The 15,132-nt window shown below is 59.9% G+C and carries 13 protein-coding genes, 1 tRNA gene and 1 pseudogene; 13 read left to right on the forward strand and 2 right to left on the reverse strand.

From position 1 onward, the window contains the following. Positions 1–271 precede the first annotated feature (271 nt). The 13 genes from ACMXYH_RS18015 (at position 272) to ACMXYH_RS18075 (ending at position 14,209) form a co-directional block, all read left to right on the forward strand. Complete coding sequence (locus tag ACMXYH_RS18015; protein ID WP_090183042.1) at positions 272–1,201, forward strand: amidohydrolase family protein; 930 nt, start codon at positions 272–274, stop codon at positions 1,199–1,201. A 4-nt stretch (positions 1,202–1,205) separates the two neighbouring features. Next, on the forward strand, positions 1,206–2,111 hold the full coding sequence (locus ACMXYH_RS18020) for an amidohydrolase family protein (protein ID WP_149631419.1): 906 nt from the start codon (positions 1,206–1,208) through the stop codon (positions 2,109–2,111). Positions 2,112–2,228: 117 nt separating this feature from the next. Further along, on the forward strand, positions 2,229–3,614 hold the full coding sequence (locus ACMXYH_RS18025; RefSeq protein ID WP_415764361.1) for a UbiD family decarboxylase: 1,386 nt from the start codon (positions 2,229–2,231) through the stop codon (positions 3,612–3,614). Beyond that, positions 3,611–4,222, forward strand: coding sequence for a UbiX family flavin prenyltransferase (locus ACMXYH_RS18030; protein WP_134418493.1), 612 nt, complete (start codon positions 3,611–3,613; stop codon positions 4,220–4,222). Before ACMXYH_RS18025 ends, ACMXYH_RS18030 begins: the two co-directional genes overlap by 4 nt. Next, entirely contained in the window at positions 4,219–5,256 is a 1,038-nt protein-coding gene (locus tag ACMXYH_RS18035; RefSeq protein ID WP_129443726.1) for a CobW family GTP-binding protein, read from the forward strand. Before ACMXYH_RS18030 ends, ACMXYH_RS18035 begins: the two co-directional genes overlap by 4 nt. A gap of 248 nt (positions 5,257–5,504) precedes the next feature. Beyond that, positions 5,505–6,860, forward strand: coding sequence for a nucleobase:cation symporter-2 family protein (locus tag ACMXYH_RS18040; protein WP_129443725.1), 1,356 nt, complete (start codon positions 5,505–5,507; stop codon positions 6,858–6,860). Between the two features lie 12 nt (positions 6,861–6,872). Beyond that, positions 6,873–8,261, forward strand: coding sequence for an amidohydrolase family protein (locus tag ACMXYH_RS18045; RefSeq protein WP_415764362.1), 1,389 nt, complete (start codon positions 6,873–6,875; stop codon positions 8,259–8,261). Positions 8,262–8,396: 135 nt separating this feature from the next. Continuing rightward, on the forward strand, positions 8,397–9,563 hold the full coding sequence (locus ACMXYH_RS18050) for an XdhC family protein (protein ID WP_415764363.1): 1,167 nt from the start codon (positions 8,397–8,399) through the stop codon (positions 9,561–9,563). 84 nt (positions 9,564–9,647) lie between these two features. After that, complete coding sequence (locus ACMXYH_RS18055; RefSeq protein WP_415764364.1) at positions 9,648–10,499, forward strand: hypothetical protein; 852 nt, start codon at positions 9,648–9,650, stop codon at positions 10,497–10,499. Between the two features lie 278 nt (positions 10,500–10,777). Continuing rightward, the gene (locus ACMXYH_RS18060; RefSeq protein WP_129443722.1) at positions 10,778–11,809 is read left to right on the forward strand and encodes an IS110 family transposase; all 1,032 of its coding nucleotides are present in this window, start codon (positions 10,778–10,780) and stop codon (positions 11,807–11,809) included. 293 nt (positions 11,810–12,102) lie between these two features. After that, entirely contained in the window at positions 12,103–13,272 is a 1,170-nt protein-coding gene (locus ACMXYH_RS18065) for an IS4 family transposase (protein ID WP_415764365.1), read from the forward strand. Positions 13,273–13,559: 287 nt separating this feature from the next. Next, a complete protein-coding gene (locus ACMXYH_RS18070) occupies positions 13,560–13,850 on the forward strand; it encodes a type II toxin-antitoxin system ParD family antitoxin (RefSeq protein ID WP_415764366.1) in 291 nt (96 codons plus the stop codon). 2 nt (positions 13,851–13,852) lie between these two features. Further along, complete coding sequence (locus tag ACMXYH_RS18075; protein WP_415764367.1) at positions 13,853–14,209, forward strand: type II toxin-antitoxin system RelE/ParE family toxin; 357 nt, start codon at positions 13,853–13,855, stop codon at positions 14,207–14,209. Between the two features lie 114 nt (positions 14,210–14,323). Here the strand turns inward: ACMXYH_RS18075 and ACMXYH_RS18080 are convergent. Then, positions 14,324–14,833 (reverse strand): annotated as a pseudogene (locus tag ACMXYH_RS18080) (tyrosine-type recombinase/integrase); the annotation flags it as partial. 223 nt (positions 14,834–15,056) lie between these two features. Beyond that, positions 15,057–15,132 (reverse strand) — tRNA-Gly (locus ACMXYH_RS18085).

The raw sequence follows: 15,132 nt of genomic DNA on the forward strand, positions 1-15,132 counted from the left end.
TTCCCTGTGGGCGAGCCTGCTCGCGAAAAAGGTTCGCACATCCACCACAAAAACCTGCCCGATATCGAACACGTATCAACCCCTCGCCCAATTAATATTGTACGAACCCGATCCCCCCTTCCAATACTCCTTCCCAAGCAGCCAGCGTCCCGAGCCGGGTGCGACCAGGCGAGGGAATGCGCAGCAATGCGCATAGAAATGGCCGATTGCCCGGGACATGGCTGCTGCGAACCGCAAGGTTCCCTTCCCCGCTATCAGGAGATCGACTTCAATGATCATCGATATCAGTTGCTATCCCACCGACCTGGTGGACCTCGCCTGGAGGCATGACGGTGACCCGTTCACCGGCGAGCGTCTGCTGGAGATGATGGATGGCCCCTACATGGTCAACGGCAAACCTCGCCGCATCGACAAAGCCTTCATCCAGCCACCACAAGGCAACACCATTTACACCTGGACCGACGGCGACCTCACCGGACGCGAGTCCATCGATGCCTACATGGCTTATACGCTGAAGATGGTCCAGACCTACCCGGATCGCTTCATTGGCTGCTTCGTCTACAACCCGCGCTGCGGTGTGGAAAACGGCGTCGAGGCAATCGAGCGCTACGTCAAGGAACACGGCTTCAAGATGGTCCAGATGCAGGCCAACATGCACGCCTATCGCCCGGATCGCGCGCTGGACTGGGTCCGTCCGGCCTTCGAGAAATGCGCCGAGCTGGGCATCCCGGTCAAGCTGCACACCGGCGACGGGCCTTACAGCATCCCGTCGGAATGGGTGCCGATGATCAAGGAATTCCCCAACGTCGATTTCATCATGGCGCACTTCGGCGTGCAGACCGGCGGCGTCTATGTGTTCGAACCGATGCAGTGGGCGATGGAATTGCCCAACGTCTATTGCGAATCAGGCTGGTGCCTGCAATCGCGGATCGTCGAGTTCGCCAAGGTCCTGCCAACCCACAAGATCCTCTTCGGCACCGACACCCCGCCGAACGAGCCGGGCATGTGGCTGCGGTTGCTTGAAGTGCTCTGCCATGAGCCGCCCCAAGGACTGAACCTCGACGAGGACACCCTCGAAGAATACCTGGGCAACAACACCGCACGGATGATCGGCCTCGAGCCAACCCCGCCGCCGCGTTCCGTGTCCGAAGCCGAGGCGCAACTCAAGCGCCCAGTCACCACCCAATTGGCCAGGAGCTGAACCGATGATTATCGATACCCATCTGCACCCCACCAACCTGGTCGATGAGGCCTGGCGCCACACCGGTGAACCGTTTACCGGCGAGCGCATGCTCAAGCTGATGGACGGCCCGTACATGATCAACGGCAAACCGCGCCGCATCGACATGGGTTTCATCCAACCGCCACCGGGCAACACCGGTTACCGCGACGGCAACCGCCGGGGCCGCGAAGGCGTGCGCGACTACATGTCCTACGTCGCCGAACTCTGCGTGAAATACCCAGACCGTTTTATCGGCAACTTCAACTTCAACCCGCGCTGGGGACCGGAAAACGGTGCGGCGGAGCTGGAGTTCCACATCAAGGAATACGGCTTCAAGATGCTCAAGCTGCACGCCAACATGCACGGCTATCGCCCGGACCGCGCGCTCGATTGGCTGCGTCCGGCAATGAAGGTCTGCGCCAAGTACAACATCGTGGTGCTGATCCATACCGGCGACGGCCCGTACACCATCCCGACGATGTTCTACCCGATCATCCGGGAGTTCCCGATGGTCAACTTCATCATCGGTCACTTCGGCATCCAGACCGGCGGCAACTACTCGTTCGAAGCGTTCTGGATGGCCATGGACACGCCGAACGTGTACTGCGAATCCGGCTGGTGCTTCCAGTCGCGGATCGTCGAGTTCGCCAAGGAGCTGCCGCGCAACAAGATCGTCTTCGGCACCGACTCGCCACCGAACGAACCGGGCATGTGGCTGCGGGAACTGGAAGTGCTGTGTTCGCCGGCACCGCAGGGCTTGGGGATCGATGAGGATCACCTTGAGGACTACCTGGGCAACAACATCGCCCGGTTGTGCGGCATCGAACCGACACCGCCACCCAAGGACCTGATCGAGGCGGACATTCGTCTGACCACGACTTACCTGTAACAACCGAAGCTTTTCAGGCGTACAGAAGAACCGGCGTTCGATCGACCGGCAGGCCAACGGCTTGTCGATCGAGCGTCGCCCTCAGCCCTGCGCGCCTGCTTTTTACGAGGTGAAACCATGACCCTCTCTACGCTCGGCGACACCCAGGACTTCCACGATTTCATCGACGCCTATCGCCGGCAATACCCGGACGATGTGCTGACCGTTCACCAATCGCTTTCGGCAGACCAGGACGTCACCGCCCTGGTCGATGCCTTGGCCACCCAAGGTCGCGATCCGCTGCTGATCTGTGAAAAAGTCGGCACGCTCGGCGTGCCGGTGGCCACCAATCTGTTCGCTTCCCGGACCCGCATCGCGCGGATCTTCGGCGTCCCCCCGGCGCAGTTGCACGAGACTTTCCAGACCCGCGCCAATCATCCGATTGCGCCCCGCTACGTGGAAACCGGTCCGGTGCTGGATGAGATTTTCGAAGGCGAAGCCGTGGACCTGGCGCTGCTGCCGATGCTCAAGCACTTCGACAGTGATCGCGGACCGTACATCACCAACGCCATCATCATTGCCGAAGACCCGGTCACCGGCATCGCCAACATGAGCTATCACCGCTCGATGCGCCATGCCCGGCAGACTCTCGCCACCAGCCTGCATTCGCGCGGTCACCTGTGGCGCATGCTGCAAACCGCCCGCGAACGCGGCGAAGAATTGCACGTGGCGATGGTGGTCGGCGCACACCCGCTGTTTATGCTTGCCGCAGCAGCACGTTTACCGTTCGGCAGCGATGAACGCGAAGTGGCCGGCGGCCTGTTCGGCGCACCGTTGGAGCTGGTCAAAACACCGCGCTATGGCATCGGCGTACCGGCCTATGCCGAGTTCGTCCTGGAAGGCGCCATCGACCCGGCGGCCTACGCCGAGGAAGGTCCGTTCGGCGAGTTCAGCGGCTATTCCTCAGACCGTTCAACCAATAATGTGCTGCGCGTCGACACCCTGATGCGTCGCAAGGACGCCTGGCTGGTGGACGTGGTCGGCGGGCGTTACGCCGAACACCTGACCCTGGCGCGGCTGCCCCGGGAAACGGAGATGAGCGAGAAACTCAAGGCACGCTTCCCCGCCGTCACCGCCGTGCACTACCCCAACTCCGGCACGCACTTTCATTGCTACGTGGCGCTGGATCAAAGCCGCGACGGCGAGGCGCGGCAGATCATGCTCGCCCTGCTCGGCTGGGACCCATACTTGAAAACCGTGATCGCGGTGGACAGCGACATCGACATCACCGACGACAGCCAAGTGCTGTGGGCGTTGGCCACGCACTTTCAGCCGCATCAGGATATGTTCGTCATCGACGGTTTGCCCGGCAGTCCGCTGGACCCTTCGTCCTCGGTCAACGGCACCACCTCGCGCATGGGGCTGGATGCCACGCGCGGTTCGGGATTCGACGGGATCAAGGCGCAACTGGATCAGGACGTGGTCGCGCGTGCACTCAATCTGCTGAAGAGTTATCCGTCATGAACCGCCAGCGCCTGGTGGTCGGCATCAGCGGCGCGTCGGGGTTCATCTACGGCGTGCGCCTGCTGGAATTGCTCGCCGAGTTGAACATCGAAAGCCACCTGATCATCAGCCGTGCCGCGCTGCTGACCATGGCCCATGAAACCGACTACAAACTGGCGGACGTCACCGCGCTGGCCAGCCACTACCACCGCGCCGACGACGTGGCCGCCGGGATCGCCAGCGGTTCGTTTCGCTGCCTGGGCATGGTGGTCGCGCCGTGCTCCATGCGCACATTGGCGGAGATTGCCACCGGCACCTCCTCGGGGCTGATCGGCCGCGCTGCCGACGTCACCTTGAAAGAACGCCGGACCTTGGTGTTGATGGCCCGGGAAACCCCGCTGACACTCGCCCACCTGCGCAATATGACCGCCGTCACCGAAATGGGCGGGATCATCGCCCCACCGGTGCCGGCCTTCTACGCCCGCCCGCAAACCCTTTCGCACATGGTCGATCACAGCCTCGGCCGTGTCCTCGACCTGTTCGGCCTCGACGCCGGGACCGCGCTGCGCTGGGGTGAACCCGGCCCATCGGCCACCGGCCATTTCGCAACAACAAAGGAGCTCGCATGAACAGCCCATTCAACGCCCCTGCCCCGAACCGCAAAATTCCCGTGACCATCCTTACCGGTTTCCTCGGCGCCGGCAAAACCACCCTGCTCAACTACATCCTCAAGGAGAACCACGGCCGCAAGATTGCCGTGATCGAAAACGAATTCGGCGAAGTCGGCATCGACGGCGACCTGGTGCTCAGCTCCGAGACCGAAGAAATCTACGAGATGGTCAACGGTTGCGTGTGCTGCACCGCCGAGGTGCGCGAGGACCTGGTGCGCATCGTCCGCGAACTGGTGGCACGCCCGGTGCGGCTGGATCATATCTTGATCGAAACCAGTGGTTTGGCCGATCCGTACCCGGTGGCCCAGAGCTTTTTCATCAACGACCCGATTGCCGATGAAGTGGAACTGGACGCCATCGTGACCATGGTCGACGCCAAGCACATCGCCCAGCATCTGGAAGACCTGCAACTGGATGGCGTCGATAACCAGGCGGTGGACCAGATCGTCTGTGCCGACCGGATCGTCATCAACAAGATCGACCTGGTCAGCGAGGACGAGGTGGAGGTGCTGCGCGGCAAGATCCGGGGTCTCAATGCCACCGCAGATCTGGTGACCTCCAGCTACGCCGAGATCGATCTGTCGAAGATCCTTGGTATCGGTGCTTTCGAGTCCACGCAAAAACTGATGGAAATCGGCTCGGAGCACGATCACCACGCCGATGAACATCATCACGATTTGGATCATGACCACGACCCCAGCGTGTCTTCAGTCGGCATCGCCGTGGACGGCGCGGTGAACCTGGGCGCGTTCCACCGCTGGATAAGCACGCTGCGCACCGAGCAGGCCGACAACCTTTACCGCATGAAAGGCGTGCTGGCGGTCGTGGATCAGGATCAGCGCTACGTGCTGCAAGGGGTGCACAGTCTCGTCGAGTTCCGTGCCTCCACCTCATGGGGCACGGAACCACGCTCCAGCAAGATTGTGTTCATCGGCCGCGACCTGGACCGCGCGGCGTTGAACCAAGGCTTTGCCGCCTGCCTGGCAGGCTGAACAAGGCCCGGAGTCGGTGGATGGCGGCTCCGGGCACACAGTACGAAATGCCTGAGGCCAGGTGCAAAACCTGTGGGAGCGGGCTTGCTCGCGAATGCGGTGGGTCAGTCGACATCATCGTTGCCTGATCCACCGCTTTCGCGAGCAAGCCCGCTCCCACAGTGGACCGCAGAGTTCAATCCGTCGCGGCCTGGCATCAGAACGAATGCCCCTCTCTACAGCATAAAAACAGCAAGAGGTGATTCTCCATGTCGTCAGCCACTACCCCTTCCACGGTCCACCCGGTCGACCAGATTCTGCCGGTCCGCCAAATGCTCACCCTTGGCCTGCAACACATGGCCGTCTCATACATCGGCGCCATCGCCGTGCCGTTGATTGTCGCCAGCGCCCTGAAAATGTCCCAGGCCGACACCGTGGTGCTGATCAGCACCACGCTGTTCTGCTCCGGTATCGCCACTCTGTTGCAAACTGTCGGCTTCTGGAAATTCGGCGTGCGCCTGCCAATTCTGCAAGGCGTGGCGTTCAGCAGCGTCGGCCCGGTCATCGCCATCGGCACCAACCCGGAGGTGGGGTTCGCCGGGGTCTGCGGGGCGGTGATCGGCGCGGGGATCTTTACGATGCTCGTCGCGCCGTTCGTGGGCCGATTGCGCCGGTTTTTTCCGCCGGTGGTCACCGGCTGCATTGTCACAGTAATCGGTTTACAGCTGTTCCCGATTGCCTATGAGTGGGTCGGTGGTGGCCGCAATGCCAGCGATTTCGGGGCGCCGTCGTACTTGGCCGTCGCCGCCGTGGTGCTCGCGACCATTCTGTTGGTCAACCGCTATGGCAGCCCGCTGATGCGCAACATGGCGGTGCTGGTCGGGATGCTGGTGGGTGCGGGACTGGCTTACGGTCTGGGCATGGGCAGTTTTCACAGCGTGCAGGAATCGCCCTGGCTTACCGTGCCCTACCCGTTCTACTTCGGGCTGCCGACCTTCAGCCTGATCCCGATCGCGACCATGGTGGTGGTGATGATCGTGCAGATGGTCGAGTCCATGGGGCTGTTCGTGGCCATCGGCGACATCGTCGACAAACCGGTGGAAGAAAAACAGGTGATCAACGGCCTGCGGGCTAACGGACTGGCAAGCACCATCGCCGGGATGTTCGCAGCGTTTCCGTTCATTGCCTTCATGGAAAACGTCGGGCTGGTGATTCTGACTGGCGTGCGCAGCCGCTGGGTAGTGGCGATCAGCGGTTTGTTGATGTGTTCCGTGGCGCTGGTGCCAAAGGCCGGGGCGATCATCGCGTCGATGCCGAGCGCTGCCCTCGGGGGTGCCGGGATTGCCATGTTCGGTGTGGTCGCCGCAGCGGGCATTCAGACCCTGGCCAAAGTCGATTACGAGCGCAACCGCTTCAACGTGTTGATCGTCGGGTTCACCATCGCCGCCGCCCTGGTGCCGGTGCTGGCGCCGGCCCTGTTCAAGCAAATGCCTGAGTGGTCCCAGCCGTTCCTGCACAGCAGCGTGGTGATTGCCTGCCTGGTGTCGGTGCTGCTCAACGCGGCGCTCAACGGCGTCAGCGTTCCCGACAGCGCAGCCACCAAGCCCGCGTCCCACAGCCTCTGACTGGAGAAGCCCATGACTCAACTTCAAAACACCCTGATCAAGAATCCGCTGGCGGTGATGACCGGCCTGCGCGGCACGCGTGCACGGGCCGGTAGCGTCGATATCCGCATCGTCAACGGTCGCATTGCCGAAATGGCCGAGGGCTTGGTTGCGCAACCCGGTGAGCGAGTGATCGACGCCCGAAACTCGGTGGTCTATCCCGGCTGGATCAACACCCACCATCACCTGTTCCAGAACCTGCTCAAAGCCGTGCCCGAAGGGTTGAATCAGGATCTGCAAGGCTGGCTGGCCAGCGTGCCCTACCCGCGTCTCAACCGCTTTACTCCACAACTGGCGCAGATCGCCGCGCGATTAGGCATGGCCGAACTGCTGTTGTCGGGGGTGACAACCTGCGCCGATCACCATTACCTCTATCACGCCAACGGCACAACCGAGACCGGCGACCTGCTGTTCGACACGGCTGACGCGTTCGGGATGCGTTTTGTGCTGTGCCGGGGCGGCGCACTGGAGTCCGCCAGCGCTCATCCGGGATTCTCGAAAACGGCGCTGCAACCGGAGACGCTGGAGCAGATGGTCGGTGACATCGAACGGCTCAAATCGCTGTACCACCAGGACACTCCGGATGCGATGCGTCGAGTGGTGGTGGCGCCGACGACGCCAACGTTCTCGCTGCCGCCCACCTTGCTGCGCGAGCTTGCGCACACCGCTCGCGGCCTCGGATTGCGCTTGCACACACACCTTTCGGAGACGCAGAACTACGTCAACTTTTGTCGCGAGAAATACAACTGCCTCCCGGTGGAATTCGTCGCCGAACACGAATGGCTCGGCCCCGACGTCTGGTTCGCCCACGCGGTGCATTTGCAGCCGGGGGAAATCCGCATGCTCGCGCAAACCGGCACCGGCATTTCTCATTGCCCGGTGAGCAACGCACGGCTGGGCAGCGGCGTCGCACCAGTACCACAAATGTATGAGGCCGGGGTGCCGATATCGCTTGGGGTGGATGGCGTGGCGTCGAACGAGTCCGGGAGTATGGTCGGTGAGGCGCACACGGCGTGGTTGATTCATCGGGCCGAACAAGGGGCTTCAGCGACCACCGCCGAAGACGTGATTCATTGGGGCACCGCCGGAGGCGCGCAGGTGTTGGGGCTGGGCTCGGTCGGCACGCTGGAAATAGGCCAGGCGGCGGATCTGGTGATCTATGGCCTCGATCATCCACGGTTCTTTGGCTTCCACGATATCGCGGTGGCGCCGGTGGTCGCGGGTGAGCCGATTTCCGTGCGGTACAGCATGGTCGGGGGGCGGCTGGTGGTTGACGACGGAGTGATTCCGGGACTGGACCTGGAGCGCATGCGCGCTGAAGCGTGGGAGGGGGTGCAGCAGTTGATGCAGGTCGACGACTGATCTAACCGCCAACACAAACCCCTGTAGGAGCTGGCTTGCCGGCGATGACGGTCTGAAGGTCAGTGCCAGGTGCAAATGCCCCTCATCAGCAAGCCGGCTCCAACACGTTACACACCAACCTTCGGGAAACACACCATGTCCGGCCTCAACGACCTCCTCCAAGCCATTGAAACCAGCGCCCGGCAAGGCGAAGAAACCATCCTCGCCACCGTGGTCAAGGTCGAAGGTTCCGCCTACCGCCGTCCGGGCGCACGCATGCTCATCCCCCTCCACGGCCGAACCATCGGCACCGTCAGCGGCGGATGCCTGGAACAGGACCTGGCAAAAAAAGCCTGGTGGCTGACCGATTCCGGCGAGCCGGTGGTGCGCCGCTACAGCACCGGAGCCACCGAGGATGAAGACGACGAGCAAAGCGCCCTGACCTTCGGCCTCGGCTGCAACGGCACGGTTTTCGTCATGCTCGAACGCCTGCGCGCGAAAACCCCGTCATTGGCCATCGATCTGTTGCGGCAGGTGCGTGACAGCCTGCAACCGGCGGCCATGGCGACCATCATTGCCACGTCACGCCACACGTCAGTGCGGGTTGGCGATCGGGTGTTGTCGCACGCAAGCCCCGCGCTGCGCGATCCCGCTCTCGACAGCAGTATCCGCAAAGACCTGCGCAAAACACTCACCGAGAAAAAATCCTCTCTGCGGCTCTACACCGACGCCCGTGGAGAAGTCGAAGTGTTCTTCGAATACGTGGCTCCGCCCCCGCGCCTGGTGATCTTCGGCGCCGGCCACGACGCCCAGCCACTGGTGCGCATGAGCAAACTGCTGGGCTGGCACGTCAGCGTGATCGACAGCCGCAGCCACTTTGCCCGCCCTGAACGCTTTCCGCAGGCCGATGCGGTCATCGTCGCGAACCTCGACGCCTCCATCGTCCTCGGACCGTTGATCGAGGGGGCCGCGGTGGCCGTCATGACTCACAGCTACCGCCAGGACCGACACTGGCTCGGCCAATTGCTGCAAGGCGCACCGGCCTACATCGGCCAACTCGGCCCCCGCGAGCGGACCGAGCGCTTGTTGACCGACATTCGCCAACATAATCCTGCCCCGAATGCATTGCTACAGCTGCACTACCCAATGGGCCTGGACCTTGGCGGCGATGCGCCCGAAAGCGTCGCGCTCTCGATTCTGGCGGAAATGACGGCGGCGTTGAATCTGCGTAACGGCGGGATGCTCATGCATCGGAGCAAACCGATTCATTACGTGGATTTGCTGGTGTGTGAAAAGTTGGAGGCAGCGGCAGCGGTCGATTGAGCTGGTTTCAAACGGCGACAGTTTCTCGGCACTTATAAAAAAGTCCCTCAAGCTGAAGTGGACGACTACTCAAGAAAATGAAGGATGCAGAACCGCACGTTTCTCGTTCGGCAGACCTTTGCCATCAGTACTCTGTTATTGACGACGGCCACTTCATTGCAAGCTGCCGACTGGAGCGATAACTCAATCAGTTACTGGTATGGCACCCACTTCGCTGAGCCGGGCATCGATGGCCCGATCGCCAAGCACATCGTTGAGTTCACTCACGTTGACGGATACAAATACAGCAGCAACTTCCTCGACGTGCAGGTGTTGTTTTCCGATAAAGACGATCCAGCCGACGGCGACGGCGCTACCGAGGTGTATGCGATATATCACCATCAACTTTCACTGAATAAAATATCCGGCCAGGATTTCAAGTGGGGACCCATTCGGGACTGGTCACTTTCGGGTGGCGTCGACTGGAACACCAAAAACACTGCCTTCGCGCCGGCAAAACGCATGCTCGTCATCGGCCCGACGATCAATTTCAACGTGACAGGTTTTCGGGACTTCAGTTTGATGTACCGCTCCGAGCGCAACCACAATGGCTTGCCGTTCGCCCAGGAGCACGATATTCGCTTCAACGACACGTACTACCTGGAAACCGCCTGGGAGATTCCATTCCAGCTCGGCTCAGTACCGCTCAAGTTCAAGGGCTTTGCCAACTTCATCCCGCCCAAGGGCAAGGACGGCTTCGGGAACGACACCGTGAGCGAAACGCTCGTGCACGCCACATTACTTGTGGACGTGGGCGAGCTCACTTTCGGCAAGAAAGATACCTTCTTTGCCGGGGTGGGTTACGAATACTGGAAGAACAAGTTCGGTAACAACTCAGCCAACACACCTGGCACCGAGGCCAATACGCCGTTTCTGAATCTGGAATGGCATCTGTAATGCTCCAATCAGAAGGCACACCGTCTTACACGGACAGTTGCATTGAGCTTACCGACTCCATGGATAATGTCCGCACTAATGCGTGGGAGTTGATCCTACAACTTAGCCTCGGGCCGGAAGCCGGGCGGTGTGCTGACCGGACTCATACGGCTAAACCTCAATGAGGTCTGCGACAGGCAGCTACTGGCCATAAGCGGTGGGAACTCCTCCTCACCTCGGCATCTTGAGTGCCAGACTGAAGGTGCGAACCGCAGTCAACCGTGAGTAGGAGTCTACACATGAAGCTTATGCGCTTTGGGGTCGGCTTGGCCAAGAACGTGTTTCAGATTCACGGCGTGGATCGTCATGAGCAGCCGGTCTGGCAGCAGCGTTTACCTCGTGATCGCTGGCTTCAAACAGTGCTGGAGAAGATCGAGCCCGGCTGTGAGATCGGAATGGAAAGATGTGGCGGTGCGCACTATTGGGCGCCGCAGCTACAGGCACGTGGATTTCGGGTGAGGCTGATCGCGCCGCAGTTCGTCAAGCCATACGTCCAGAGCAACAGGAATGACACCAACGATGCCGAGGCAATCTGTGAGGCGATGAGCCGTCGCAGCATGCGCTTCGTCACCATCAAAACCATCGAACAACAGGATATTCAGGCGACGCATCGCATTCGGGCCGGCTTAATCGAACAGCGGACGGCCAAAGCCAATCAGATTCGTGGGCTGATCGCCGAGTACGATCTTGTTGCGCCGAAGGAATTACTGATGCTACGTCGCGCAATACCGTGCTGGCTAGAAGATGCAGATAACAGTTTGACGGCACGCTTTCGTCGTCTGCTGAATGGCTTGTGGGATGACCTGCGCGCACTTGATGAGCGCGTGAGCGAACTCGATGGCGAGATATCTGCGATCGCTGCAAGTGAGCCATCGGCCGTCCGTTTGCAACAGCTGCGTGGCGTCGGCCCGATGATTGCCACTGCGCTTGTTGCTGCCATCGGTGATACCAGTCAGTTTGCTAACGGCCGACAACTGGCCGCCTCGCTAAGGCTGACGCCAAAGCAACACAGCTCTGGCGGCAAGGATCGACTGCTTGGCATCAGTAAACGTGGGGATGCTTATCTGCGAACGCTGATGATCCACGGTGCGCGGTCGGTACTGCGCACGGCCAAGTCCAAAGACGATCGACTCAGCCGGTGGGTTGTCCGTTTAGCCGAGCGCTCACATCCCAACGTGGCCGCTATCGCACTGGCCAATAAAACCGCACGCATGGCTTGGGCGATGCTGCGCAACGGCACTGATTACCAACCGGATCGGACAGCGGCCTGACCCATTCATCCCAGGCCCCCCCCCCTCGAAACGATGCCCACTGAATACTCGCTACCCGATGTTCTCGAACGTCTATACCAAAACCAGCTTGCTTAGAGGCGGCCCTGATGGAGTTGACGTTGAGGGTTGAGAGCCAAGGTGCGACGGATACTGGCGACAATGTCCGCGGCGCGCTTCACACGATCCGTGAGAACGCCCACTAGTGTCCGGTAAAAAACGAGGGGGGAGCTTGCTCCCCCTTGCTGTTGGCGGCTGTGAGGCATAATCGGACTTTTCAGACTCGATTTTGACTTATGTTTTCCAGCACCCGTTTAACCCAACTACTCAGTGCGATCCCGCGCCAGTTTTTCCAGCAATCCATCGAAACACACCAAGCTGATCGCTACGTCAAACGCTGCACGACCTGGCAATTGCTGATGACACTGATCCGCGGCCATTTGACCCAAGCCTCAAGCCTGCGGTCCTTGGCGACCATCTCCGAAAATTTCGGCCCGCATAGCTACCATCTTAAAGCCGACCCTATTGCCCGCTCGACAATGTCCGATGCCTTGAACAAACGTGACTACCGGCCATTACAGGACCTTTGCGGGTACCTGATGAGCGCCGTCAGCCGCCAGCAGCGCAAGGAGATCGGGGCCATGGTTAGCCTGATTGACTCCACGTCGATCACCTTGCGCGGACCTCACTTCGATGGCTGGACAGCCGCGACGAAAACCCGCATCACCCAAGGCCTCAAAGTGCATGTCGGGCTGGATCTGGCGCAACTGGCCCCGGTGTACGTGAACATTACGCCTGCCAACGTCAACGTCCTGAGCGATGCACTGGAAATGCCGATCCAGGCCGGCATGACGTATGTTTTCGACAAGGGCTACTGCGATTACAACTGGTGGCACGAGTTGCAGACCAAAGGTGCTTTTTTCGTCACCCGCCTGAAGAAAAACGCCAATATTAAAGTGCTGCATGAGCACTCGACCGTGACTGAGCAAAGCTCGGTCATGACCGATGAAGTCGTCCAGTTTGGTAAAAAGCATTTGACCGGCAAACGCCTGAACGACTACCGGGAAAAGTCGGTAAGACGCGTCGTGGTTGAGCGCGAGGGGCATGCGACGCCGTTAGTTCTGGTGACCAACGACTTCACGAGGACAGCTGAAGAAATCGCCTCTTTGTACAAAGATCGTTGGCAGATCGAGCTATTTTTCAAGTGGATCAAACAACATCTGAAGCTCAAGCGCTTTTATGCCTACTCCGAAAATGCGGTGCGTTTGCAGATTTACAGTGCCTTGATCAGCTATCTGTTACTGCAAATATTCCATCGTCGCTCAGGATTTACCGGCTCGTTGTTCGAGCTGACGGTTCGCATAGTTCATGTCCTGTTTGAACGGCCCGAAACCCCAGTATTGAGGGAGCGACGAAGGCAGGAGCGAGAAAAGTTGAAGGCTTCCCAAGGCAGCCTTCAACTATGAAACATGTTTACCGGACACTAGTGTGAGAACGCCGGATTCATCAAACAGGGCCTGGCCAAGCTGAGGGCCCAAGGCCCACTCTGATCAAGACGGCGCCGACGTCCCGCCTGCAACACCCTTTTGAGCATTTGCAAATACACTCCGGAGCCAGCACGCGCTGTTCGGCGCGGCGGATGAACCCGTACGATCCAGTTCGTCAGAAACAAACCCAAATCTATATGTTCGCGGGCAACATGGCATAATATGCCAACGATCGAAACCTGATTGCGCTGAGCTGGAGCCCACCCATGGCGACTCGAAACGTTGTTCTTACCCCTCACCAGGAACAGGTTATCCATGATCTGGTTCAGTCCGGTCGTTATCAGAATGCCAGCGAAGTGATGCGAGAAGGCTTGCGTCTATTGGAGCAGCGCGTCGCCGAAGAGGCGGCCAAAATTGAGGCACTGCGTCAGGCAACATCGATCGGTATCATGGATCTTGAGCACGGGCGCTTCATTCAGTTGAACGAAGTGGACCTGGAGCACTGCCTCGAGGGGTTGAGCCTGGAGGCAACCATCCCCGCGAGGGAGAAACACTGAGCATGCCGCAGTATCGGATTTCCAACGCGGCGCGCGCCGATATTGTCGACATCCTCAGACTCTCTCAGACTCAGTTCGGCGATCGAGCACGCCAGCGCTACCAGGCGCTGATCCTCGCCGCGCTGCAAGATATCGCCGGCATGCCCTATCGCATTGGCAGCCACGACCGTGATGAGCTTGCACCGGGCCTTCGCAGCCATCACCTCATCCACTCACGCCAGCAGGCAAAACAACCCCATGGAACGGTCAAAAGTCCGCGCCATATCGTGTTCTATCGTGTGGCAAACGACGAAGTGATCGAGATCATCAGACTCCTTCATGACGCCATGGAGGTGCAGCTGCACCTGCCCAACGACTAATCACAGACCTGGCCCAAAGGGTTCACAGGCCATGAAGAGCGAATGTGAGGCACATCCCCCTTATCTCAACCTGAGCGGCCAGCGCTGTCAGCCGCTTCGGCAGCAAATTGAAGCGGGAGGCTGTGGCACGGCCGCACTATCGAGGCCGGCGGCCCGATTGGTCTCGAGCCCCGCCTCAACTATCGCGTATCGGAAAGTTGATTTAACCAGGTTCGACACTTCTCCGCCGCCGTCAGTGCACCACGACGTTCAATCTTGCACACCACCTCCAGCGCATCCTCAGACTCAACGCCTTGAATCACGTCAACGCTGAAAGACCGCTTCGAAGGTGTTTTCCGTTGCCAGGCGTAAGGCATTGCGCTCCTGTCGTCGATGGGCCCGCGGATCGATACCCCTGGCGATCAGAACCCTGGCAACATCACGCAGAGCGCGAGCCTCTCGTAGACTAATTTCAGGGTAGGTCCCGAGAGAAATACGGGGTTGCTTATCCGCCCAGGAAAAGCGGAAGTGCCAGCACTTGGTGCCTTTCGTATTCACGAAAAGGGCGAGACCGTCGTAGTCAGGGAGAGTGTAGTCCTTGGCACTGGGTTTGGCGTGTCGGACCGCGGTCTTGGTGAGAGCCATCGCACAATCTCCGTTTCGTATGAATGGAGGAGATTTGTACGGTTTGCGGTGAGACTGGCACCACGAAAAAACCGATCTGCCGAGCACCGGATTGATGTACTGGAAAATGCGCCCATTGGGGCTGGATCCGAGTGTTTTCAGGGGGGCGCGGCAAAAGCCAAAGAAAGACTTTTCTTTGGACGAAAAAAAATGGACCTCTTTTCAGAGATCCATTTTTAATGCTTGGAGCGGGAAACGAGACTCGAACTCGCGACCCCGACCTTGGCAAGGTCGTGCTCTACCAACTGAGCTATTCCCGC

The organism is Pseudomonas frigoris (genome assembly GCF_047758635.1).
Classification (GTDB): domain Bacteria; phylum Pseudomonadota; class Gammaproteobacteria; order Pseudomonadales; family Pseudomonadaceae; genus Aquipseudomonas; species Aquipseudomonas frigoris.

What these genes read in the sequence shown, in the direction of transcription:
- ACMXYH_RS18015 (WP_090183042.1), top strand. Translation starts at nt 272, where the DNA reads ATGATCATCGATATCAGTTGCTATCCCACCGACCTGGTGGACCTCGCC.
- ACMXYH_RS18020 (WP_149631419.1), top strand. Translation starts at nt 1,206, where the DNA reads ATGATTATCGATACCCATCTGCACCCCACCAACCTGGTCGATGAGGCC.
- ACMXYH_RS18025 (WP_415764361.1), top strand. Translation starts at nt 2,229, where the DNA reads ATGACCCTCTCTACGCTCGGCGACACCCAGGACTTCCACGATTTCATC.
- ACMXYH_RS18030 (WP_134418493.1), top strand. Translation starts at nt 3,611, where the DNA reads ATGAACCGCCAGCGCCTGGTGGTCGGCATCAGCGGCGCGTCGGGGTTC.
- ACMXYH_RS18035 (WP_129443726.1), top strand. Translation starts at nt 4,219, where the DNA reads ATGAACAGCCCATTCAACGCCCCTGCCCCGAACCGCAAAATTCCCGTG.
- ACMXYH_RS18040 (WP_129443725.1), top strand. Translation starts at nt 5,505, where the DNA reads ATGTCGTCAGCCACTACCCCTTCCACGGTCCACCCGGTCGACCAGATT.
- ACMXYH_RS18045 (WP_415764362.1), top strand. Translation starts at nt 6,873, where the DNA reads ATGACTCAACTTCAAAACACCCTGATCAAGAATCCGCTGGCGGTGATG.
- ACMXYH_RS18050 (WP_415764363.1), top strand. Translation starts at nt 8,397, where the DNA reads ATGTCCGGCCTCAACGACCTCCTCCAAGCCATTGAAACCAGCGCCCGG.
- ACMXYH_RS18055 (WP_415764364.1), top strand. Translation starts at nt 9,648, where the DNA reads ATGCAGAACCGCACGTTTCTCGTTCGGCAGACCTTTGCCATCAGTACT.
- ACMXYH_RS18060 (WP_129443722.1), top strand. Translation starts at nt 10,778, where the DNA reads ATGAAGCTTATGCGCTTTGGGGTCGGCTTGGCCAAGAACGTGTTTCAG.
- ACMXYH_RS18065 (WP_415764365.1), top strand. Translation starts at nt 12,103, where the DNA reads ATGTTTTCCAGCACCCGTTTAACCCAACTACTCAGTGCGATCCCGCGC.
- ACMXYH_RS18070 (WP_415764366.1), top strand. Translation starts at nt 13,560, where the DNA reads ATGGCGACTCGAAACGTTGTTCTTACCCCTCACCAGGAACAGGTTATC.
- ACMXYH_RS18075 (WP_415764367.1), top strand. Translation starts at nt 13,853, where the DNA reads ATGCCGCAGTATCGGATTTCCAACGCGGCGCGCGCCGATATTGTCGAC.